General features: G+C 36.7%; 25 protein-coding genes and 2 riboswitches. Of the genes, 2 read left to right on the top strand and 23 right to left on the bottom strand.

Annotation, left to right across the window (positions count from 1 at the left end):
• Window positions 1-9: 9 nt before the first annotated feature.
• The 7 genes from BGI23_RS07235 to BGI23_RS07205 form a co-directional block, all read right to left on the bottom strand.
• Complete coding sequence (locus BGI23_RS07235; RefSeq protein ID WP_070805587.1) at window positions 10-1,632, bottom strand: nitrite/sulfite reductase; 1,623 nt, start codon at window positions 1,630-1,632, stop codon at window positions 10-12.
• A gap of 11 nt (window positions 1,633-1,643) precedes the next feature.
• Entirely contained in the window at window positions 1,644-2,237 is a 594-nt protein-coding gene (gene cysC / locus BGI23_RS07230; RefSeq protein WP_000380508.1) for an adenylyl-sulfate kinase, read from the bottom strand.
• A gap of 12 nt (window positions 2,238-2,249) precedes the next feature.
• Entirely contained in the window at window positions 2,250-3,386 is a 1,137-nt protein-coding gene (gene sat, locus BGI23_RS07225) for a sulfate adenylyltransferase (RefSeq protein ID WP_070805586.1), read from the bottom strand.
• A 38-nt stretch (window positions 3,387-3,424) separates the two neighbouring features.
• Window positions 3,425-4,129, bottom strand: coding sequence for a phosphoadenylyl-sulfate reductase (gene cysH, locus BGI23_RS07220; protein ID WP_070805585.1), 705 nt, complete (start codon window positions 4,127-4,129; stop codon window positions 3,425-3,427).
• A gap of 86 nt (window positions 4,130-4,215) precedes the next feature.
• Entirely contained in the window at window positions 4,216-4,359 is a 144-nt protein-coding gene (locus BGI23_RS07215; protein WP_000116161.1) for a YezD family protein, read from the bottom strand.
• 72 nt (window positions 4,360-4,431) lie between these two features.
• Window positions 4,432-4,540: riboswitch (SAM riboswitch) on the bottom strand.
• A 117-nt stretch (window positions 4,541-4,657) separates the two neighbouring features.
• Window positions 4,658-5,974, bottom strand: coding sequence for a diaminopimelate decarboxylase (gene lysA, locus BGI23_RS07210; RefSeq protein WP_070805584.1), 1,317 nt, complete (start codon window positions 5,972-5,974; stop codon window positions 4,658-4,660).
• A gap of 180 nt (window positions 5,975-6,154) precedes the next feature.
• Window positions 6,155-6,336, bottom strand: a riboswitch (Lysine riboswitch).
• An 89-nt stretch (window positions 6,337-6,425) separates the two neighbouring features.
• Entirely contained in the window at window positions 6,426-6,875 is a 450-nt protein-coding gene (locus BGI23_RS07205; RefSeq protein ID WP_002091837.1) for a DUF3888 domain-containing protein, read from the bottom strand.
• Between the two features lie 200 nt (window positions 6,876-7,075).
• On the opposite strand from BGI23_RS07205, the gene BGI23_RS07200 reads away from it, so the two are divergent.
• Window positions 7,076-8,962, top strand: a complete 1,887-nt coding sequence (locus BGI23_RS07200) for an LTA synthase family protein (protein WP_000941731.1) — start codon at window positions 7,076-7,078, stop codon at window positions 8,960-8,962.
• A 294-nt stretch (window positions 8,963-9,256) separates the two neighbouring features.
• Window positions 9,257-9,958, top strand: coding sequence for a CDP-diacylglycerol--serine O-phosphatidyltransferase (gene pssA / locus BGI23_RS07195; RefSeq protein WP_000285422.1), 702 nt, complete (start codon window positions 9,257-9,259; stop codon window positions 9,956-9,958).
• Window positions 9,959-9,990: 32 nt separating this feature from the next.
• Here the strand turns inward: pssA and BGI23_RS07190 are convergent, their stop codons facing one another.
• The 16 genes from BGI23_RS07190 to leuA form a co-directional block, all read right to left on the bottom strand.
• The gene (locus tag BGI23_RS07190; protein ID WP_001062823.1) at window positions 9,991-10,962 is read right to left on the bottom strand and encodes an NAD(P)-dependent oxidoreductase; all 972 of its coding nucleotides are present in this window, start codon (window positions 10,960-10,962) and stop codon (window positions 9,991-9,993) included.
• A 145-nt stretch (window positions 10,963-11,107) separates the two neighbouring features.
• Window positions 11,108-11,275, bottom strand: a complete 168-nt coding sequence (locus BGI23_RS07185; RefSeq protein ID WP_000043572.1) for a YozQ family protein — start codon at window positions 11,273-11,275, stop codon at window positions 11,108-11,110.
• A gap of 67 nt (window positions 11,276-11,342) precedes the next feature.
• The gene (locus tag BGI23_RS07180) at window positions 11,343-12,359 is read right to left on the bottom strand and encodes a histidinol phosphate phosphatase domain-containing protein (RefSeq protein ID WP_044793713.1); all 1,017 of its coding nucleotides are present in this window, start codon (window positions 12,357-12,359) and stop codon (window positions 11,343-11,345) included.
• 11 nt (window positions 12,360-12,370) lie between these two features.
• Complete coding sequence (gene hisE / locus BGI23_RS07175) at window positions 12,371-12,694, bottom strand: phosphoribosyl-ATP diphosphatase (RefSeq protein ID WP_000786132.1); 324 nt, start codon at window positions 12,692-12,694, stop codon at window positions 12,371-12,373.
• 10 nt (window positions 12,695-12,704) lie between these two features.
• The gene (hisI, locus tag BGI23_RS07170) at window positions 12,705-13,010 is read right to left on the bottom strand and encodes a phosphoribosyl-AMP cyclohydrolase (protein ID WP_044793714.1); all 306 of its coding nucleotides are present in this window, start codon (window positions 13,008-13,010) and stop codon (window positions 12,705-12,707) included.
• Window positions 13,007-13,765: an imidazoleglycerol phosphate synthase cyclase subunit gene (gene hisF, locus BGI23_RS07165; protein WP_000880093.1), complete on the bottom strand. Its 759-nt coding sequence runs from the start codon at window positions 13,763-13,765 to the stop codon at window positions 13,007-13,009. The genes hisI and hisF overlap by 4 nt, the downstream gene beginning before the upstream one ends.
• Window positions 13,759-14,478, bottom strand: coding sequence for a 1-(5-phosphoribosyl)-5-[(5-phosphoribosylamino)methylideneamino]imidazole-4-carboxamide isomerase (gene hisA, locus BGI23_RS07160; RefSeq protein ID WP_000402314.1), 720 nt, complete (start codon window positions 14,476-14,478; stop codon window positions 13,759-13,761). Before hisA ends, hisF begins: the two co-directional genes overlap by 7 nt.
• Window positions 14,451-15,080 (bottom strand): imidazole glycerol phosphate synthase subunit HisH, encoded by a 630-nt coding sequence (gene hisH, locus BGI23_RS07155; protein ID WP_070805583.1) that lies wholly within the window; start codon window positions 15,078-15,080, stop codon window positions 14,451-14,453. The genes hisA and hisH overlap by 28 nt, the downstream gene beginning before the upstream one ends.
• Window positions 15,081-15,665: an imidazoleglycerol-phosphate dehydratase HisB gene (gene hisB, locus BGI23_RS07150; RefSeq protein WP_070805582.1), complete on the bottom strand. Its 585-nt coding sequence runs from the start codon at window positions 15,663-15,665 to the stop codon at window positions 15,081-15,083.
• Window positions 15,665-16,954: a histidinol dehydrogenase gene (gene hisD / locus BGI23_RS07145; protein WP_070805581.1), complete on the bottom strand. Its 1,290-nt coding sequence runs from the start codon at window positions 16,952-16,954 to the stop codon at window positions 15,665-15,667. Before hisD ends, hisB begins: the two co-directional genes overlap by 1 nt.
• Window positions 16,955-16,965: 11 nt before the next feature.
• Window positions 16,966-17,601, bottom strand: coding sequence for an ATP phosphoribosyltransferase (gene hisG / locus BGI23_RS07140; RefSeq protein ID WP_001244480.1), 636 nt, complete (start codon window positions 17,599-17,601; stop codon window positions 16,966-16,968).
• Complete coding sequence (hisZ, locus tag BGI23_RS07135; protein ID WP_070805580.1) at window positions 17,577-18,839, bottom strand: ATP phosphoribosyltransferase regulatory subunit; 1,263 nt, start codon at window positions 18,837-18,839, stop codon at window positions 17,577-17,579. The genes hisG and hisZ overlap by 25 nt, the downstream gene beginning before the upstream one ends.
• 310 nt (window positions 18,840-19,149) lie before the next feature.
• Window positions 19,150-19,731 carry a 3-isopropylmalate dehydratase small subunit gene (gene leuD, locus BGI23_RS07130; RefSeq protein WP_070805579.1) on the bottom strand — a complete coding sequence of 194 codons (582 nt, stop codon included), beginning with the start codon at window positions 19,729-19,731 and terminating at the stop codon, window positions 19,150-19,152.
• Window positions 19,709-21,103 carry a 3-isopropylmalate dehydratase large subunit gene (gene leuC / locus BGI23_RS07125; RefSeq protein WP_070805578.1) on the bottom strand — a complete coding sequence of 465 codons (1,395 nt, stop codon included), beginning with the start codon at window positions 21,101-21,103 and terminating at the stop codon, window positions 19,709-19,711. The genes leuD and leuC overlap by 23 nt, the downstream gene beginning before the upstream one ends.
• Window positions 21,103-22,167, bottom strand: a complete 1,065-nt coding sequence (gene leuB / locus BGI23_RS07120) for a 3-isopropylmalate dehydrogenase (protein ID WP_000415369.1) — start codon at window positions 22,165-22,167, stop codon at window positions 21,103-21,105. The genes leuC and leuB overlap by 1 nt, the downstream gene beginning before the upstream one ends.
• Window positions 22,168-22,244: 77 nt before the next feature.
• Window positions 22,245-23,765 carry a 2-isopropylmalate synthase gene (leuA, locus tag BGI23_RS07115; RefSeq protein WP_070805577.1) on the bottom strand — a complete coding sequence of 507 codons (1,521 nt, stop codon included), beginning with the start codon at window positions 23,763-23,765 and terminating at the stop codon, window positions 22,245-22,247.
• Window position 23,766 lies beyond the last annotated feature (1 nt).

Below are 23,766 nucleotides of genomic sequence, written 5' to 3'. Positions count from 1 at the left end.
TTGTCCCTCCTAAGACGCTATTACCTCTTCTAACACGTTATTTAACGCTGTTTGTAATGTCTCTACACCAACACGGCCTACAAAATCATAAAACGTTTCAGCTGGTAATTTATTTTCTTTGAAATAACTTATAAATGATACGAGTACATCAGGTAGATCCTCACCATCTATTTTTCCTTTTAACTTTTGGTTATAAGCACCACCATCTAACAGCGTTCCACCTACATATATTTCAAAGGCTTCAACAATTCCTTTTTCCTTCGTTTTCATTTTTACACCTTGTAATCCAATGTCAGCAATTTGACGTTGACCACATGAATTCGGGCATCCTACCATATGAATACGAATCGGAACATCGAGTGCAATTTGTGTATCTAAGTATTCGGCAATTTTTCGTAATCTTTCTTTCGTTTCTACTAATGCAAGATTGCAATATTCAATACCCGTACAAGAAACCGCGTGACCAATAAACGATTTCGGATTTGCTGATATCGCTTCAAACAACGGCTCATTTAGCAAGCCAGTTACATTTTCTGGCGGAACATTCGGAATAATGAAGTTTTGTGAATTACATGTACGAATTTGTCCATTTCCATATTGTTTAGCAATTCTTGCAATCTCAAACATTTCTTCTGCATGTAGGCGTCCTACCGGCACATTAAAACCTACATATTTTAGTCCATCTTGTTTTTGGTCTTGGACACCATAAAAGTATCCCGCATTCCAGCCTTTAAGAGCACTTTCTCCTTTACTTTGTAATGGTCCTGTATATTCTATTAGTTTCTCTTTAAACTTCTCTGCTCCCCAGTCTGCAACAAGAAATTTCAAACGAGCTAAATGACGTTTTTCACGATATCCAAAATCACGGAATATCGTAGCAATCGCAATCGCTACCGCTTTGACTTCTTCTGGTAAAACGAATACATCTAATTCATCAGCTAAATATGGACGAGCCGATAACCCACCGCCTACTTTTATATGAAAACCAACTTTTTTCTCACCATCTATTTCTTTCGTAGCAGGTGTAAATGCAACACAGTTAATCTCTGCGTTTGCTGCGTTATAAATGTTAGAACTAATAGACATTTTAAATTTACGTGGTAAGTTAGAAAACTCTTCATTATGTTGGAAGTAGTCATATACCTCTTTCACAATATGCGTTGTATCAAATAATTCATTTGCATCAATGCCAGCAAGTGGATTTCCTGTAATATTACGCGTTATATCACCACACGCCCCAGCTGAAGATAACCCAACTCTTGCTAATCTTTTAAAAATATCTGGAATTTGATGAATTTCTAACCAATGAAACTGAATCGCCTGTCTTGTCGTAATATCTATTACGTCACGTCCATAATCCTCAGCGATAGAAGCAAGCACTTCTGCCTGTGCATTCGTAATAATGCCAGAAGGAATATTTACACGCATCATAAAATAACCAGCTTCTTTCGGTCTTTGCAAATACAACCCTGCCCATTTGAATGCGTCCCACTCTTCTTTCGGAATAGATTCGAAGCCATTCTCTGCATAGTAAGGAATGTCATTAAAGATTTCCAATCCATCTTTTTTTAATTTATTTTTCTCAGTTTGATTTAATTTTTCATTGTTAGCCCATACTTTTTCATAACTCATTTTTTATCCCCCTATATAAAACTACGCTCTTGTAAGTACTTCACGATTTGTTCTGCACATTCTTCAATAGAATACTTGTGCGTTTGTACAATTAATTCCGCTTTCTCTGGTTCCTCATATGGTGAATCGATACCTGTAAAGTCTTTAATATCACCTTTTCTTGCTTTTTTATAAAGCCCTTTCGGATCACGTTTCTCACACTCTTCAATTGGACATTTTACAAACACTTCTATAAATTCATCTGCAGCTAATAGATCTCTAACTTGTTTTCGGTCTACTCGAAACGGTGAAATAAACGCTGTAAGAACAACAGTCCCTTGATCTACAAATAACTTCGCCACTTCGCCAATCCGCCTTATATTTTCCATACGATCACTTTCAGAAAAGCCTAAGTCTTTATTTAAACCGTGGCGTATATTATCTCCGTCAAGTACATAGTTTCCAATATTCTTTTCAAATAGTTTACGAGCAACCGCGTTTGCTACTGTAGATTTACCCGAAGCTGATAAACCAGTAAACCAAATTACAAAACTATGATGCCCATTCTTCACTCTTCTCTCATCTTTTGAAACAGAAGCTGTATGCCAAGTAATATTCGTATCCATCTCATTCTCTCCCTATTCTGTTACTACTTCTTTTTTCAAACCTTTAATTAGTACCTCTACTACCTCTTTACGACTAAATGTACTTGGCGGAATCTCACCGTTTCTTAATAGTTCTCTTACTTTCGTACCCGATAAAATAACATGATCTTCTTTTCCGTGCGGGCATGTTTTTGTCGAAGCCATCGCTTCACATTTCGTACAGTAAAAACTATGTTCAAAAAATAACGGTGTAATCCCTAACTCTTCCACTGTAAAGTTTGTAAAAATTTCTTGCGCTTCATAAGTACCGTAATAATCTCCTACCCCAGCATGATCGCGCCCTACGATAAAGTGGGTACATCCAAAATTCTTTCTAACTAATGCATGGAATATTGCTTCCCTCGGTCCTGCGTAACGCATTGCCGCAGGAAATACACTTAAAAAGACACGATCTTTCGGATAATAGTTTTGAAGTAATACTTCATAGCTTTCCATCCTTACATCAGCTGGAATATCGTCCGATTTTGTTTCCCCAACGAGCGGATTTAAAAAGAGTCCATCTACAATTTCAAGAGCAGATTTTTGAATGTATTCATGGGCACGATGCACCGGGTTCCTCGTTTGAAATCCTACTACTGTTTTCCAACCACGTTTTTTAAATTCTTCTCTCGTTTCAATTGGGTCTAAATGATAAGAAGGAAACGGATTATTTTCAAAGCGTTTCGTCAGAACAATAGCTCCTCCGACGTAAACGTTCGGTCTTTCGTATAATTTTTTCACTCCAGGATGAGCCTCATCCGTCGTTTTATACACTAGTAACGCTTCTTTTTCCTTATCAGGCACAAAAATATCTTCTATTTGAATAACACCATATACATTTCCACCGTTAACAAGTTTTACTTCCTCTCCAACTTTTAGCGTCTCTGCTACCTCTTCCGTTACTGGTAATGTAATGGGTATACTCCAAACACTTCCATTATTTAAACGAAGCGTTCCTACAACCGAATCATAATCTTTCTTTCCTAGAAAACCAGTAAGCGGGCTATATCCCCCTGTCGCTAATAGTTCTAAATCACTTAATGCAATGTTGTCTAGCCCAATTTCTTTTTCAATTTGTGATACGTCGTATGTCTCGTCTATTCGATTTATTAATTCGTTTCTTGTACTCATTTTCTATACCCTCTCTTAGTTTTATTTTCAAATTCACCTTATTGATAATGAAGGCCACATTCAGTTTTTACTTTCCCTGCCCATCTACCATCTCTTGAATCGCCACCCTCTCCTACAGGCAACGTACACTTCTCACACCCAATACTTGGATATCCAATGTCATGTAATGGGTTATACGGCAAACTATGTTTGTATACATATCGCCATACCTCTTTCCACGTCCAATGAATGAGCGGACAAACTTTAATAGATCGAAAGCGATGATCTTGATTTATAAACTTTGTATGCTTACGCGTTTCTGATTGTTCCCTCCTCAGTCCCGATATCCACGCTTTTTCATTCGCTAATGATTCTTCTAATGGTAAAATTTTCCTAATTTTACAACAAAGATTAGGATTGCTTTCCCATAGCTTGTTACCATGCAAGTTGACTTGTTCATCAAGTGTAAGTTTCGGCTGTTTTTCTATAATATTTAATGAAGGAAATCGTTCCCGCACTTTTTGAATTAATTCATACGTTTCTTGAAAATGTACGTTAGTATCTAAAAAAACAACTTTAGCAGATGGATTTACTTGGTTAATAAGATGCAGCAGTACCATCCCTTCCACTCCGAAGCTACATGCGTATACAATTTCACTTTTATATTCTTTATAAGCCCAACTTAATACAGATAACGCGCCTTTCGTTTCATCTTCTTCTGAAAATGAAACATCATTTTCTTCCCACGTTTCATACGTCAACATGTTTTTTCCCCCTGTAAAAGCAAAAAGACGGTTTTAACCTAATAAAATAGGTTAAAACCGCCTCTAGTTTTTCTAGTCAGCGCTTTTTACTTTAAACGTACTTTTTCACTTTTCTCTAATTGAATGACTTTTCCATCTTGCACAACAATTGTAATTGAACCATATTTCATATCAGCAAGCATCGCTTCAATTTTCTCAGATACTTCCTCAAAATGTTCCCGTACACTCACGCGAACAGCCCCCCTTTTTATTCATAAAAAAAATCTTTCCCATTTCGAAAAGACTGTTCGGTAATATATTTTACCTTATCTTTCAAAATGGATTCCATTTTGCTGGATTTAGCACCTTGCTTTCTATAAGCAGGTTGCCGAGCTTCGCCGGGCCAGTTCCCTCCGCTTCTCTTGATAAGCTTTGTATTTGTATTTTATCACAATTCTGATTTTTTTCAATCCTAGTTTTCCGATATATTTTAATTATTTTATTTTATAAAAAAGGAATTGCCCATCCGAACAACTCCTTTTTCCTCATTTAAACAAGTTCTTTTATACGTATGCGATCGTTCCCAATAATATTTTCATATGTTTCGCGCTCTACAACAATTTGTGATGTACCACCTTTCGCGAAGACGACAGCTGGTCTACGAATCCGATTATAATTATTCGCCATCGAGTACCCGTATGCCCCTGTACAAGAAATTGCTAGTAAATCCGCAGAAGCAACTTTCGGTAGATTAATATCCCAAATTAACATATCTCCACTCTCACAGCATTTCCCTGCAATCGAAACAACTTCCTCGTTCTCATCATTCCCTCGATTCGCTAACATCGCTTCATAACGAGCGTTATATAAAGCAGGTCTTAAGTTATCAGTCATCCCACCATCCACTGATACATATTTCCGAATACCAGGAATGTCTTTCACAGATCCGACTGTATAAAGTGTCGTTCCGGCATCACCCACAATACTACGGCCTGGTTCAACCCATATTTCTGGCAATGGATAATTACATAACGTAAATTGTTCTCTCACCGCACTTGTTATAGCTCGCACATACGTCTCAAGAGTTAATGGTGTATCGGACTCTGTGTAGCGTATTCCGAATCCTCCCCCTACATTTAGCACTTTTACTACATAGTTTGTTCGCTCTCTCACTGCTTCTAAAAATTGACGAAGAACTTCAATCGCTCGCACAAAGCCAGCCGTTTCAAATATTTGTGATCCGATATGTGAATGAATTCCTAACACGTTATAATTTGATTTTTGTAAAGCAAGCTCAATTGCCTGCATCGCTTGACCATTTGACACGCCAAATCCAAATTTTGAATCATCTTGACCTGTTGTAATATATTCATGTGTGTGCGCCTCTACTCCGGGCGTTACACGAATTAATATGTTCACAAATTTCCCATGTTGCACTGCTAAATCATGCAAAATTTCTAATTCTAAGAAGTTATCTACGACAAAACAACCAATATTCGCCTGAAGAGCCATCACAATTTCTTCATCTGTTTTGTTATTGCCGTGAAAATGAATGCGCGATGCAGGAAATCCTGCTTGTAGTGCAGTATATAATTCTCCTCCAGAAACAACATCTAATGACATATTCTCTTCACGTGCTACTCGGCACATCTCCATGCACAAGAACGCCTTGCTTGCATATGCTACTTGATAAGAGAACCCACTTTCTTTAAAAGCACGATGAAACGCGCGGCACTTTCCTCGAATTGACTCTTCATCGTATACATAAAGTGGTGTTCCATATTGTTTTGCTAGCTGCGTCGTGTCGCACCCTCCAATTTCTAAGTGTCCTTGCCCATTGATTCGGCTTGTGCCGTGTAAATACATTTGAATTCCTCCCTTATTTCCTCTAAAACTCATAACCCCAATCTTCTATTCATTGCAGCACGCTTTTAGATAGACAAAAAACGCGCGGAACAATGTTCACACGCGTTTCTTATTAGGAAAAATATATATTGAAAAAATAAACGAGTTGTTATCTCCTCAAAATAAGAAACCGCATCAACATCTCCAAATAGCTCTCCATAAAATAAATCTTATGACAGTACTACATTTATTCAATGCAGTCCCAATATATGAATAAGATGGTTATTCTTATATTTCGGCAATAGTCCCTTTCAACCTATGATCACAGATTCCATTAAATCTCCCATAGCTTACTCTTTCCTATCGCGGCCTCTACCTTTGAGAGTAGATGAGGTAAGTCTATTTAATTTTCAAACATCTAATTGTTGCTATTAACAATACCAAAGGACCATTTTATTTGTCAAACAATTTTTTATATTGCTTTTTGACAGTTTAGTTTCGTATCGTTTGGTAAGCGCTTTACTGAAACCTTTGTCACTTCCCATTCACCTTCTTCGTTATTAAATGTAATCGTTACCTTCTCAAATGGTGGCGCAATTTTCCCTGCAACACGTTCATACTTTGTCACTTCAATACTCGCTTGAAATAAATATGTGCCGCTATACACTTTTTTTAAACTAATAATTTTCGGGCATTGATAAGGCTTCAAGCTCCCATATTGTTTTTCGATTGCTTTATTTATTTTCGGAAATAACACAGAATAAAGGGCATCTTCCATAAGAGGTGCATCATACTCTGCTACCGACACACTTGGTGAAGCAAAAAGTATAACACTACTGCATACTATAAAATATAATAATTTTCGCATTATAACCTCCGTATTGTTACACGATTCTTTCCGCGCACGATAATAATCATACATAGAAACTCCATTTTATTGTCTCCTACTGCCCTTTTTCTACTCAATTGTTATAAAAAAGTCCACAACTCTCTTTTATTTTCGTATAATGATACTCATAGTATAATAAACATAATAATAAAGGACTGTTCGTATATATAAAATGAGGCGCTAATCAAATAGGCCCACAAGAACCGTCATGCTTTTTAGGAGAGGAGTATATTATGCTACAACGTCTGTTTCCAAAACTGCGATTCGCACTCGTTGCAGTCGTTTTATTATGGATAAAAACATATATTGTGTACAAGCTAGCGTTTGATATTAAAATTGATAATTTCTTTGAAGAATTTATGCTTTTTATGAATCCACTAGCTGCGTTACTTTTATTTTTCGGTTTTGCATTATTTGCATCTAAACACCGAAATCGCATTATAGTTGGAATTAGTTTTATACTGTCATTCATTTTATTTGGAAATGCAATGTTTTATGGGTTTTATAACGATTTCGTTACGTTCCCAGTATTATTTCAAACAAATAATATGGCTGATTTAGGGACGAGTATAAAAGAACTCTTTACGTATAAAACATTACTGTTATTTGCAGATGCGATCATCTTAATGTTTCTTTCGCGTAAATTCCCATCATTTTGCGACAAAACGCCGCTTTCTCGCTCTGAGAAGAGAACTTTCTTTAGCGGTGTAACAGCTCTATTAGCACTACAAATTGTTGTTTCCATTATTTATAAACCACAAATGTTCTCACGCTCGTTTGACCGTCAAACTGTCGTGAAAAATTTAGGTTTATACACATATCATCTATTTGATATTACACTGCAATCAAAATCTTCAGCTGAACGTGTATTTGCAAGTGGGGACGGGTTCTCTGAAATTAAAAACTATACAGACTCAAAAGATAAGCAAGTTGATAAGAACTTATTTGGAGCTGCAAAAGGTAAAAATGTAATTTTGATTTCAATGGAATCTACACAAAGTTTTGTTATTAATAAAAAAATAAATGGAAAAGAAATTACTCCATTTTTAAATGAATTTATTAAAGATAGTTTTTATTTCGATAACTTCTATCATCAAACAGGGCAAGGTAAAACTTCTGATGCTGAATTTATCGTTGAAAATTCACTTTATCCGTTAGACCGCGGTTCTGTATTCTTTACTCATGCAACAAATGAATATACAGCTACACCAGAACAATTAAAGAAATACGGATATTCTTCTGCTGTCTTCCATTCAAACGATAAAACGTTTTGGAATCGTGATGTAATGTACCCTGCACTTGGATATGATCGTTACTTTAATTTAAGTGATTACGTAGGCACGGAACAAATGTCTGTCGGTTGGGGGTTAAAAGATAAAGAGTTCTTTGAACAATCTATTCCAAAGTTAAAATCTTTACCACAGCCGTTCTATACAAAATTCATTACTTTAACAAACCATTTTCCATTTCTTCTAAATCCAGAAGATCAATATGTTGATGAGTTTAATTCGGAAAGTGGCGTTGTAAACCGTTACTTCCCAACCGTTCGTTATACGGATGAAGCTCTTAAACAATTTATTAAACAATTAAAAGCAGAAGGACTGTATGACAACTCTGTTATTGTCATTTACGGAGATCATTACGGTATTTCTGAAAACCATAACGCAGCTATGGCTCAGTTCCTTGGGAAAGACGCTATTACACCATTTGATTCTATGCAATTACAACGCGTCCCTCTCATTATTCATGTACCTGGTCAAGAAGGAAAAGTCATTTCTAAAGTGTCTGGTCAAATTGATATTAAACCAACGCTACTTCATTTACTTGGTATTAAAACAAATAAATCAGTTGAATTTGGAACTGACTTATTTATTAAAGAAGAAGATCCACTTATGGTAATGCGTGATGGTAGCTTCGTTTCGGAAGATTATGTGTATACAAAAAACATGTGCTATAAACGAAACACAGGTGAAGAAGCAGACATCTCATTATGTCAACCGAATATTGAAAAAGCAAAAACAGAATTGAAACTTTCCGACAAACTCATTTATGGAGATTTGTTACGTTTCGATCCTAACAATCGGTATAAAACTGGAACTATGATAACGAACTTTGAATAATACAAGAAGAGGCTGTCCCAAAAAGTGCTTTTTAGCCAAAATCGAATAAAAAGTGAAGGGCAGAAATGTTAATTTTATAACGTTTCTGCCTTTTCAATTTCATGTGATCTTACTTCGAAAGAGACTTATGAGACAGCCCCTTCTTTTTTCACTTATTTTTCAAATCATTCTGATATGAAATCTTTCACAAATTGGGAATTTCTTTCGTGTGAAGAAGAAATTTATGGTATGATAAAATAAGTAAACTTTCATACACTAATTAAGAATTTATTACAGAAAGCAAGGGATCAGATTTTGTATAGAGCAGCTATTCCAAACTTATTTACGCTCGGAAATTTATATAGTGGATTCTTGTCAATCGGCTATGCATCTTTAGGATATTATAAATCAGCTGCTATTTTAGTACTTATCGGGATGATGTTAGATAGTCTTGATGGGCGTGTTGCTCGTTTATTACGTGTTGATTCACAAATGGGAAAAGAGCTTGACTCGCTTGCGGATGTCGTAACATTTGGTGCAGCACCTGCTGTTCTCATGTATTACACATCTTTCTCTAATTATGGAATCATCGGACTATACATAGCGGGGCTATTCCCTCTTTTCGGAGCATATCGTTTAGCACGATTTAATGTAACACCATCTTCTACTTCAATGAAATATTTCACTGGGGTACCGATTACAGCAGCGGGAGGGCTTGTTGCTTTCTTAACATTATTTTCACATACCATTCCAAAAATCGTTCTTATTACAGTATTTGTAACGTTCGCATTTTTAATGGTGAGCCGCATTCGTATCCCAAGTTTAAAAGATGTACCAATTCCACGATATAGCATCATTATTACACTATTTTTAGTGGGCATCATTATCACAATGTACCAAACAGGGTTCGGTAATTTTTCTGTTTTCTTATTCATTGCTATTCCACTATATATTTTGTACATGCTATCTCAATTCCTTAGACAAAGACCATCAAAAAGAGCAAATAAAGAAAAATAAAAAGAAACCTTCCGGAATCGGAAGGTTTCTTTTTATTTTGTAACGAATACTTTTTGATTAACAGGCGTTACAGCTTCTTCGCCATTTAATACAGCTAAAATATTTCTTACCGCCGTTTCGGCCATCGCATCACGCGTTTCGAATGTTGCATTTCCTACGTGAGGAGCAAGTACCACATTCTTTAATCCTTTTAGCTCTTCCGTAATTTTCGGCTCAAATTCAAACACGTCAAGAGCTGCCCCTTCAATTTCATTTGTTTTTAAAGCATGAGCAAGTGCCGCTTCATGCATAATTGGTCCACGTGAAGCATTTATAATATACGCTGTTTTCTTCATCATTTTGAACTGTTCTTCATCAATCATATGGTGCAATTTCGGATTATACGCACAGTTAATTGTAATAAAGTCTGCTGTTTGTAATAATTCTTCCAATGTTACATATGTTGCTTCCAGTTCACTTTCAGCTTCAGGCTTTCGATTTGGTCCTGTATATAAAACATTCATTCCAAACGCTTTCGCACGCTTTGCAACTGCCTTTCCGATTTCTCCAAGGCCGATAATTCCAATTGTCTTACCATGTACTTCGCGGCCTAAGAAAAATAACGGTGCCCATCCGTTAAATCCAGTTGTACGACATAGCGTATCACCTTCAGGAATTCTACGTGCCGCTGCTAAAAGAAGTGCAAATGTTAGTTCTGCGGTAGCTTCCGTTGATACTTTCGGTGTATTCGTTACCGCAATCCCTTTTTTTTCGGCATATGAGTAATCAATATTATCGTAACCAGCACCGTAGTTTGCAACAATCTTCAAATTAGGTGCCGCATCAATCACTTCTTTTGTCACCTTTGTAGAAAGTAGGCTTAACAATGCATCTTTGTCTTTTACACGCTCTGTTAATTCATCTAAAGAAATTAACTCCTCTTTATCGTACATTTCTACATCATGATCCTTTAATAGTTCTAATCCGATTGCTGGAATTTTCCCTGCTACTAATATTTTTGCCACTACTAACACCTCTTCTATAGAAAATAAGATCTCTCTTATCTTTCATTGTAAGAAATCCACATATAAAAACCAAGGAATTTGATTATAGTTTTGAAAATCGACACTTTTCCACAAAAAAAGAGGAGATGCAAGTCTCCCCCTCTTCTTATGCTTTTTCTTGCGATTGTTTTCCAAGCTTCACATCGATCGTTCCTTCTGCAACTGTATCACTAATTTGTTCCTCAATAACGGATTGAGATGTAGCATTCGTTTCAGAAGTATACGCTTGTTGCTGTGCACCTTGTACATTTTGCTTATTTTGCTGTTTCGACATTTCTTACCCTCCTTTTTATTCTTTCTTATTTTGAACAAAAAGATGGGTTTTCATGAAAAAATCGTGATCATTTTGAAATTGTTACTTCTTCTAGTAATCTCATCGTTCTAACTCGTTTCGTAAATGTAGCTAAGTGAGCAATATCATGATTACGTAACGTCTTTATATTCTCTTCCACATATTTTCCTAAATCATTCGGATAATGAGCATCTGAAGAGAGTGTAATCGGAACTTCGTGTTTAGCTAATACTTGTAAATATAGCGGACTCGGACACATTTCGCGCACAGGATAGCGATAGTACAATCCCGCATTTATTTCCGTTGCTGTATTTGTTTCTACTAATGCACGCGCAATTTTCTTATAATAAGAAAGTTGTTCATTCTCATCTAATCGATAATTAAATACTTTTATGTTGTCAAGATGAGCAATAATATCAAATAACTCAGAACGAACTGCGCACTCAACCGTTTTGAAAAACGTATCATATAAAACATATAAGTCATGTTCCTTAAAATATTCTTTCGTATCTGGATTATCAAATCCCCAGCCATTTAAAAAATGAACAGAACCAATTACATAATCAAAATCTCCTAATGCGAGTAAAGATTGTAATTGTTGTTCACCACCAATAAAATAATCTGCTTCAATTCCAAGTTTAAGCGTAACACCTCTTTTACTCCACCGTTCTTTCGCCTCTTCAATTGCCTTTGTAAAATCATGTAGTGAAGCTACCCTTACTTGGTCTAACCATTCCTTTTGTAAACGTCCAAGACCCGAATCACTAATATCAACATATTTTTCATAGTATTCTTTCGCTTCATAAAAACGATATAAATGATCGACAATACCAACTTCTTTTATCCCTTTTCGCAAAGCTTCTTCTAAATATAAATCAATCCATTTCATTGTAAATGGCCCTTCATTCACACGTCTTTGCAGGCGTTCTTGTGTTTTCACAAGCCATTCCATAGAATGTTTTTCTTCTTTTAGCGGTTCATAATGTTGTAATGATTCATTTATTTTAGCTAGCCATCCTATTGAATATGGCCCTTCTTCTAAATGAATGTGATAATCCACCTTCATACATATTCCCCCTATAATGTATCTATTTCTCTTCTGTCCCCTACTCTCGAAAGCTTCCCATTTCTTTCTGTCACTTCCTCCATAATATCTTCTAATGATATATTTTTTTCGGCTAATAAAACGAAGCAGTGATACATTACATCAACCATTTCTTTCACTAGCTCTTCGTTATCATTATTTTTGGATGCAATAATTACTTCTGTACATTCCTCACCAATTTTCTTTAAAATTTTATCTTCTCCTTTTGAAAACAAGTAATTTGTATATGATTCAGAAAGTGGATTTCTCTTTCGTTCTTTAATTGTTTCAAATAGTAATGTAAAGGCATTTTTCATATGTATCCCCCTATATAATTTTGTAATGAAAACATGTTTTTTCTCCCGTATGACATGCAGGTCCTACTTGCTTTACGACAACAACGATTGAATCTTGATCACAATCTAAATAAAGAGATTGCACATTTTGGACATTACCTGATGTTTCTCCTTTATTCCATAACGACCTTCTTGAACGAGAATAAAACCATGTTCTTTTCGTTTCTATTGTTTTTTCATATGCCTCTTCATTCATATAAGCTAGCATTAAAACTTCTTTTGTATCTTCTTCAATTACAACTGCTGGTAATAGTCCTTTTGAAAAGTTAGGTTTCATAGCCGCACCTCAACATTTGCATTTCTTAACTTTCTCTTTACGTCCCCTATTGTCGCCTCACCGTAATGAAAGATTGATGCCGCTAATGCTGCATCAACTGTTGTCTTTTGAAACACTTCTATAATGTGATCAGCATGACCGCATCCACCTGACGCGATGACAGGTACGGAAACACTTTTTGAAATTTCTTCTGTTAAACGAAGGTCATATCCGTTTTTCGTTCCGTCTGCATCCATACTCGTTAATAAAATTTCGCCTGCGCCTAGCTCTGTAACACGCTTTGCCCACCTGATTGCATCCATTCCTGTATCAACTCTTCCGCCGTTCACATATACATTCCACTTATCCTCCGCTACTTTTCTAGCATCAATTGCTACAACAATACATTGTGAGCCAAAATGCTCTGCCCCTTCTTCGATTAATTTTGGATTTCGCACTGTTGCTGAGTTAATTGAAACTTTATCTGCTCCAGCTCTTAGTAAATTGTACATATCTTTCACACTTGAAATTCCTCCTCCAACTGTAAGAGGAATAAATACTTTTGAAGCCGTTTTTTCTACAACATCTATAATCGTTTTTCGTCCTTCATGCGTTGCCGTAATATCTAAAAATACTATTTCATCTGCTCCCGCATCATTATATAAAGCTGCTATTTCAACAGGATCACCGACATCTTGTAACCCTATAAAATTTACCCCCTTTACGACTCGCCCTTCTTTCACATCTAGACATGGAATAATGCGTTTCGCTAACATAACTTTGTTACCTCTAGCACTTCTTCTAAATCAATCGTTTTCTCGTAAAGAGCCTTACCAATTATGACGCCGTATATATTCATATCATTTAACTTTTTCACATCTTGTATAGATGCAATTCCTCCAGAAGCAATAAGTCGAGTAGAAACGCTTTTTTGTAGTAACTCCAATTGTTCTATATTCGGTCCTGCAAGTGTCCCGTCTTTCGAAATGTCTGTAAATACAATCGTTTGAACACCTACATTCTCCATTTGTTTTGCTAAATCAATGTAAGAAATTTCAGACATATCAAGCCAGCCTCTCGTTGCTACGAAACCATTTTTCGCATCAATTCCGACGATGATTTTTTCTTTATATAGAAAAACTGCTTCTTCTAAAAATGGCTTATCATAAAGAGCAGCTGTTCCTAAAATCACTTTATCTACCCCTACTGAAAATAATTTCTCTACGGCTACAAGTGATCGAATTCCTCCGCCAACTTGCACTGGAATACGTACTGCCTTGCAAATTCTTTCAATGACGGACAAGTTTAACGACTCACCAGCAACTGCACCATCTAAATCAACAATGTGCAACCGTTTCGCTCCAAAATTTTCAAATATAATCGCTTGCGCAACCGGATCTTCATTCATTACTGTTTCTTTACTAAATTCTCCTTGATACAGTCTAACGCATCGTCCCTTTTTTAAATCGATAGCTGGGAAGATTTCCATGATTCTACCACTCCTTTAAAATTTTTCAACATTTGCATTCCTATGTCACCACTTTTTTCAGGATGAAACTGTGCACCATATATATTTCCTTTTGCTACAAAACCAGGTACTTTCACTCCATATTCACTTATTCCATATACAATTTCATTTGGACAATCTGCGTAATAAGAGTGGACATAATATACGAAAGAACCGTCCTCTACTCCATTCCAAAGCGCTATTTCTCCTTCTTTCTTTAACTCATTCCATCCCATATGAGGAATTTTATAAGGAACCTTTAACTTTCGAATAACGCCTGGCAATAAACTTAACCCGTTACAGTCTTGTAGTTCCTCACTTTTTTCAAATAAAAGCTGCATTCCTAGACAAATACCTAGAAGTGGTTTTCTGGAACGCCCAATTTCTTGTAACACACGTACTAAATCTTTTTCTTCCAATACATCCATCGCTTTTGGAAATGCACCTACTCCTGGTAAAATCACTCCATCACTTCTAAAAATCTCTTCTTTATCACTCGTTACGATATACGCTGCTCCAATATACTTTAATGCTTGTTCTACACTACGAATGTTTCCCATTCCATAATCTATAATGGCAATCAATTACAACATCCCTTTCGTTGAATTTACACCAGTAATATTGGCATTTCTTTCAACTGCTTCTCTAAGCGCTCTACCAAACGCTTTAAATAACGCTTCAATTTTGTGATGTGTATTGCTTCCGTATAAAATACGAGCATGTAATGTAATATTGGCAGCATGAGCAACTGCTCTAAAAAATTCTTCCGTTAGTTCTGTATCAAAATCCCCAAGCTTCGGATTCGTTAATTCTCCTTGAAATACAATATATGAGCGTCCACTTATATCAATTGCAACAAAGCCTAAAGACTCATCCATCGGTACATATGCTGAGCCGTACCTGTTAATCCCCTCTTTACTGTGCAATGCTTCTTTCAAACAATTTCCGAGTACAATCCCAACATCCTCAACTGTATGATGTGCATCAACGAATACATCCCCTTCTACCTCCACTTGCAAACCGAATCTTCCATGCCTTGCAAATAAAGTTAGCATATGATCAAAAAAACCAACTCCCGTTTGTACAGAAACGTTCTTCCCATCATCAAGCTGTAAACTTAATTTTATTTTTGTCTCTGTCGTCTCACGTATTTGACTAGACTCCCGCATTATTCTTCCTCCCCAAATCTTATTTGAATTGCTCTCGCATGCGCATGTAGCCCTTCTTTATTGGCAAGTTCTACAATATGATGTTTTACATCTCTTAATGCTTCCTCCGTATAAGATAGAAAACTTGATTTTTTCACAAAATCATCGACTGATAACGGCGAGAAAAACCTTGCCGTTCCACTTGTCGGTAACACGTGATTCGGTCCTGCTAAATAATCCCCGAGCGGTTCTGGTGCATATGGTCCAAGAAAGATAGATCCTGCATGTTTCACATAAGCTAGAGCATTCATCGGTTCTTTTATATGTAACTCTAAATGTTCCGGGGCAATTTCATTCGATAACTTTAGCGCCTCATCTAAAGAAGGAACGATAAAAATGGCTCCATTTCTCTTTATTGATTCACGTGCAATTTCGCTTCTTGGTAATGTTTCTAACTGCCTTTCTATCTCTTTTTCTACTTCTTTTGCTAAATCTATATTTGTTGTAATACAAATTGCTGTCGCTCTCTCGTCATGTTCTGCTTGTGATAATAAATCAGCAGCAATATATTTTGCATTGCCAGTTTCATCTGCAATAACTACAATTTCTGACGGTCCAGCAATCATATCGATATTTACTATTCCATATACTTCTCGTTTCGCTAAAGCGACGTACAAATTTCCTGGTCCAACTATTTTATCCACTTTCGGAATCGATTCCGTCCCGTATGCTAAAGCAGCAATTGCTTGCGCACCACCTATCGTATAAATTTCATCTACTCCTGCAAGGCTTGCAGCAACTAAAATATGCGGATCAATTCCTACTGCTCTTGGCGGTGTTACCATTACAATCTTTTTCACACCAGCGAGCTTTGCTGGCAATACATTCATTAATACTGACGAAGGATACGAAGCAGTTCCGCCTGGCACATATACCCCTATATTTTCTAACGGCCGAATGATTTGTCCCCTTATGATGCCTTTACTCGTGCAATCAAACATCGATTGTCTTTTTTGCTTTTCATGGTACGAAATAATGTTTTTCTTCGCCTCTTGTAACGCTTCTAAAAATGAACTCTCTACAAACATACTCGCTTGTTTTATTTCTTCTTCACTTACACGAACATCTTTAATCTCTACACCATCAAACTTTTTTGTATAGAAAGATAACGCCTCATCTCTACTCTCTCTTACGTTATGAACGATTTCCCTGACACTTCTTTGAACAGTTTCTTCTATTATATTAGCGTTTTCTCGTAACAGTTTTATTTTCGTTAACGCCTTTTGAAAATCCTCACAAACTATCTCCATTACAAGTCCCCCTATTTTCCTGACAAAATTTCTTGCTCCATCACATTTATAATACTGAATATTTCGTCTTTTTTAGTTTTTAAGGCAGCCTTATTTACAATCATTCGAGCAGATATAGAATACATTTCCTCAAATACAATGAGTCCATTTTCTTGTAATGTTTTTCCTGTTTCAACAATATCAACAATCGCATCTGCCAATCCAAGAATAGGAGCAATTTCTACAGAACCTTCTATTTTAATAATTTCTACATCCTCTCCTTTATTATGAAAATAGTTAGAAGTAATATGTGGATATTTCGTCGCAATACGTTTCTTCCGGTAGCTCTTCGGATTATAAGTAGGAATAGAAGCAACACAAAACTTACACACACCTACTCCTAAATCTAACATTTCATAAATATCTTTCTCGTTTTCCATTAAAATATCTTTTCCAACGACTCCGATATCCGCTACTCCATGTTCTACATAAGTAGCAACATCTACTGCTTTCACTAAAATAAATGAGATATCTGTATTTTTACTTTGAAAGACAAGCTTTCGTCCTTTATTTTTAAGCTCTGAACAATCGATTCCAATCTGCTCAAAGAGTGGAATCACATGTTTTTCTAATCTCCCTTTCGTTAACGCAATTTGAATGTTACGCATGAAGTTTCTCCTTCTTTCTGGACTACCCATTTCTCGTTCCATACATATTCCACTAACGATTCGTTCTTTGCCTCAACGACCGTTATTATTTGATTTTTTCTTGCAAATTGAAAGGTGTCATTTAAATTAGAAAATAAAGATAGCTCAACTTTTTTCCCGTCCTTTTGAAGTAAATTTCGTAACCGTTCCGCCTCTGCTAATCTATTTAACTCGTAATGAATCATAATATCTGTTCTCTTTCGTTCATATGGTTCTTGCTGCTCCTGCAGCGCCTTCACAATTTGATTAACTTGCACCGCGAGTCCAACAGCCGGCAACATTTCTCCAAAATTTCCAATTAACTCATCATATCTTCCGCCACTAACAATTTCTTCCCCAATTTCATATATATACCCTTTGAAAATAACACCTGTATAATAGTCCAAATGTTGAATCATACCTAAATCAATGGATATGTACGATCCATAGCCTAGCTTATCAATTGCTTCATATATTTCTTTCACTCTGGCAATGGCCATTTTCATTTCATTACTGGAGGCGAGTTTTTCTGCTTCCTCAATCACTTCTAAATTCCCAAATAACCTTGGTAATTTCTCTAGTAAACTTACTGTTTCATCACATCGATCTAATTTCTTTTCTCTAATAAAATTTGATAGAGCAGCATAATTTTTACTTTCAATATATGTTCTAAGAGCTTTCTCTTCTTCCTCATGAATGGAGAGCTTTTTAACAATACATTTATATAACTGCACTTGCCCAATCTCTATTGTAAAAGATTGCACTTTCAACTTTTGAAGTGATTGAATAACACTTATAACACATTCAATTTCAGCTCTTACATTATCAATACCGATAATTTCAATACCACTTTGCACGATCTCATTATATTTTCCAGTAAGGGACTCATTCGCTCGAAATACATTTCCGCTATACGTCACTTTAAGTGGCGTATCACACCTCTGCGTTCCGATCACTCTCGCTAAAGGAATTGTCATATCTGGACGCAATACGATAATCCTTCCCTTTTCATCAAAAAATTTATACATCTTTTCTTCATCTATCGGCCTGCTTTGAAAGGCGAACACATCATAAAATTCAATTGTTGGTGTCCTTATTTCTTCATAACCTCTCTCTAAAAAAGTACGCCTTAATTTTTGCTCCACTTCTTCAATCAACGTACATTCTTCGAATAAATAATCTCTCGTTCCATTTGGATTTGCCCGTTTCCATTTTGTCATCGAAATTCTCACACCTTTCCCTTTCTAATGTATGCTTATTTCATGCACCTAAACCGAAAATAAAAAGAGCCTTGTAGATAAAATATACCTACAAGGCTCTTTAGTAGCGTGTAGGTACAACGGGAATAACCCTTGCACCTACACGTTTTCACGCTAGGTTCAAGGGCTTTATGTATGATGATGTAGTTGTGTAAGCATTTTAATAGATTGCATTGTTTTCATAATACTTACTCCCTTTCTCCTCTAATTTTTACATAGTATATAATACTTAATTCTGAATGTAAATACATTTTAAATATTCCGTTATCTTTTAATATACAGCTACCCTTCTTTCATACTCTTTTATTTCTTGTTCATATTGCATTGTAATACTAATTTCATCTAAACCATTTAATAATTTCTCTTTCCACATTTTTTCGATTGTAAAATGAAACCTGTGCGTACTCGTTGTAATGACTTCATTCTCTAAATCTACTTCTATTTGTTCTCTTGCATCCGTTTTGGCAAGCTTTTCTCGCATTTCTTTATCCATTACAATTGGTAACATACCATTCTTCATACAATTCATATAAAAAATATCTGCAAACCCTCCCGCAATAATTACGCGAAAACCATAATCAGCAAGTGCCCAAGGTGCATGTTCTCTTGAAGAACCACATCCAAAATTATCACCTGTAATTAATATACTTGCCCCTTTTCTTTCGTGTGCATTAAGCGGGAAATTAGGGTTTTCTTGTCGTTCATTATCATATCGCCACTCATCAAATAAATATTTTCCAAATCCCGTCCTTTCAATTCTCTTTAAATATTGCTTCGGAATAATTTGATCTGTATCAATGTTATCATTCATAAGTACTGCGGCAGTACCTTTATGAATACGAAATGGCTCCATCATAACTCTCCTTTCTAGTATCAACAAAATGCCCATATAACGCAGCTGCTGCCGCCATTGCTGGGCTAACTAAATGTGTTCGTGCCCCTTTTCCTTGTCTTCCTTCAAAATTTCGATTTGAAGTGGAAGCGCAATGCTCTCCTTCAGGTACTTGATCTGGATTCATTCCAAGACACATGGAACATCCAGGTTCTCTCCATTCAAATCCCGCTTCTTCAAATATGTGATGTAGTCCTTTTTGCATCGCCGCGTTCCTTACTCTTTTCGATCCAGGCACAACGAGTGCTCGCACACCTTCTTTTACCTTTCTCCCTTTCACAACAGCTGCAGCAATTTCTAAATCAGAGAGCCTGGAATTTGTACAAGATCCAATGAAGACATGCTGAACTGGAATGTCATACGTACTTTGTCCAGGGCTTAATCCCATATAAGAAAATGCTCTTTCGTCATTTACATCATGTTTTTCTGGCAATTTCTCATCAATACGAACTCCCATACTCGGATTTGTTCCCCACGTAACGTATGGCGCTAAATCTGTAACATCTATCGAAATATGTAAATCATAAATTGCATCTGCATCTGTATAAAGTTCAGACCATTTCTTCTCGAAAGTTTCATAGTCTCTCGGTGCATATTTACGTCCTTTTACATAAGCAACTGTTTTTTCATCTGGCGCGATAATACCTGCTTTTGCTCCTCCTTCAATCGCCATATTACAAAGCGTCATTCTCTCTTCCATCTCCATAGCCTGAATCGTCTCTCCGTAAAATTCCATTACGTATCCAGTTCCAACTGCTACACCGTACTTTGAAAGGAGATGCAAAATAATATCTTTTGCGTAAACACCTTTCTGTAATTTTCCTTTTAGTTCAATTCCCATCGCTTTCGGTTTTCTTTGCCACAGCGTTTGCGTTGCCAATACATGTTCCACTTCACTCGTACCAATACCAAACGCTAGCGCACCAAACGCACCGTGCGTCGCTGTATGACTATCACCACAAACAATTGTTTTTCCTGGCTGCGTGAGCCCAAGTTCTGGCCCTATAACATGAACGATCCCTTGCTCTTCATCTCCGATATCTGCTAACGGCACCTGAAATTGTTTACAATTTTCCCGAAGTGTATCTAGTTGCTGCTTCGCAATGCGATCGGTAATATTCCAAACATCTTTCGTTGGAATATTATGATCCATCGTTGCGAATGTTAAATCTGGTCTGCGTACCGTTCGATTTGTAAGCCGCAAGCCTTCAAAGGCTTGCGGTGACGTTACTTCATGAACAAGGTGCAGATCGATATATAATAAATCTAATCCATTTTCATTTGTCGCAACTACGTGTCTTTCCCAAAGTTTATCTAGCAACCTTTTCCCCATTATCTTCCTCTCCCTACTAGTGCTTGCTCTTCCATTTCTTGCATTACTGCCTTCGTAAATGAAGTTGTCGTTTCAGTCCCCCCGATATCTGCTGTACATTTTCCTAATTTAAGGACTGCTGAAATCGCTTCTTCAATTGCACACCCTTCTCTCGTTAATCCGAACGATTGCCCAAGCATCATCGCAACAGAGCGCATCATCGCAATTGGATTTGCCTTATTTTTCCCGGCAATATCCGGTGCTGATCCGTGAATAGGCTCGTATAGCGAAGGGCCCTTTTCCGCGTGACTTGCTGACGGAAGCATTCCTAATGATCCAGCTAATACGGAAGCTTCGTCACTTAAAATATCCCCAAATAAATTTTCTGTTACAATTACATCAAACCGTCCTGGATTCCGAATTAACTCCATAGCAGCTGCATCTACTAAAATATGTTCTAGTTCAACATCTGGATAACGAAGTGCTACTTCTTCTGTTACAGTTCTCCATAGTTTACTAGATTCTAAAACATTCGCCTTATCAATAGATGTTACTTTTTTCTTCCGTTTACTTGCTAATTGAAAAGCATAAGAAACGATACGTTCAATTTCATGGCGATGATACGTAAGTGTATCCGTTGCTACTTCGTCGGTTCGTTCTTTCGGATAAGAAAAATAAATCCCACCTGTTAATTCACGAACGACAACGAAATCAATTTCATCAGCCTTTTTTAATGGCGATAAATGTGCCGTTGCACTTTCTACCGTTACAGGGCGAACGTTCGCAAATACACCGAGCCCTTTTCTTAAAGCTAATAATCCTTTCTCTGGTCTTTCTTTCGCACTATCCCACCTTGGTCCACCAACTGCTCCTAGTAAAACCGCATCACTTGCTAAACAAGCGGCAAGCGTTCGTTGTGGTAATGGTTGCCCATTTAAATCGATAGCACTCCCGCCGAAGTACTCATCTTGCAAATGAAAATGATGACCATATAACCTTTCTACCATATGCAATACTTCCTTCGCACTTTCCATAACTTCCGGTCCAACCCCATCACCAGCTAAACAAACGATACGTTTTTCCAATTTCAACACTCCTTTTAGCTGAATTTTCAGAACTTTGATTTGATAGGTGAGAATAACTCCTCTCACCTATCAAACACTTATTTCACAAGCTGGATAAAAGATTTCAATTTCCCCGCTGCGTGGACATATGCTCTTGCCGACGCTTCCAATACGTCTTGTGCAACACCAAAACCTGATACTTGATGTGTTCCTTCTTTTAATTCAACATGAACATGAGCCAGTGCATCTTGACCTTGTGTAATAGATTGTATGCGATAATCCGCTAATTCACATTCTAACCCTAAAATTCTTTGGATTGCATTGTAAATCGCTTCAATACTACCAGAGCCAGTAGCTGCATCTTCGAATACATTTCCTTCCTCATCTTTTAGTACAACTGTCGCGCATTGTGTACTATTTGATACGAAATGTACTTGCAATTGCGTAATGTTATATTGCTGAGCCGCAAATGCCGCTTCACCAAGCATAAGTGCTCGTAAATCTTCCTCAGTAATTTCCTTCTTACGATCAGCTAATTTTTTAAACGCTTCAAACACCGCATCTCGTTCTTCCGTTGTAAATTCATAACCAAGCTCTTTCATTTTTTCTGTAAACGCATGACGTCCAGAATGTTTCCCAAGTACAAATAGGTTTTGAGATTCACCTACTAGCGCTGGTTCAATAATTTCATATGTTGTCACTTCTTTTAATACACCATCTTGATGAATTCCTGATTCATGAGCAAATGCATTCGCTCCAACGATCGCTTTATTTTTCGGTACAACCATACCTGTTAATCTGCTTACTAATGTACTTGTCGCTTTAATTTCTTTTAGCGTCATAGAAGGCTCTGCTTGATAGAAATCTTTTCTAATATGAAGAGCAACTGCAACCTCTTCTAACGCCGCATTCCCTGCTCTTTCACCAATTCCATTAATTGTTCCCTCTACTTGCAATGCTCCCCCTTCAACTGCAGCTAACGAATTTGCTACAGCCATTCCAAGGTCATCGTGACAATGACAAGAGAAAATTGCTTTTTCATATGAAGGAACGGATTCTTGTAAGTACTTAAAAAGAGAATAATATTCTTCTGGATTCGTATATCCAACTGTATCTGGAATGTTAATTACATTGGCTCCTGCACGAATCGCAACTTCTACTGCCTCAGCTAAAAAATCTCTTGCTGTTCTTGTAGCATCTTCTGCAGAAAATTGTACTGTTGGAAATAATGATTTTCCAAGTGTAACAGAACGATGAATACTATCTAACACATCCTCTTTTGACATACAAAGTTTATATTTCATATGAATATCACTCGTAGCTAAAAATACGTGTAAACGGGGAGATACCGCACCTTTCACAGCTTCATATGCTCTTCGAATATCGCTTTCTTTCGCTCTAGCTAAACTCATAACTGTAGCATTTTGAATTGTATTTGCGATACGTTTTACCGATTGAAAATCCCCTTCGGAAGCTGCTGCAAAGCCAGCTTCCATAACATGAATCCCTAGTCTTTCTAATTGCCTTGCAATTTGCAATTTCTCTTGTTCATTTAAATTCACTCCTGGTGATTGTTCGCCATCACGTAGCGTCGTATCCATGAACAAAATCTGCTTCATA

The organism is Bacillus sp. ABP14, assembly GCF_001831375.1.
Classification (GTDB): domain Bacteria; phylum Bacillota; class Bacilli; order Bacillales; family Bacillaceae_G; genus Bacillus_A; species Bacillus_A paranthracis.
Note: the sequence above shows the minus strand (reverse complement) of the source record. Positions and strands in the feature narration are given on the sequence as shown.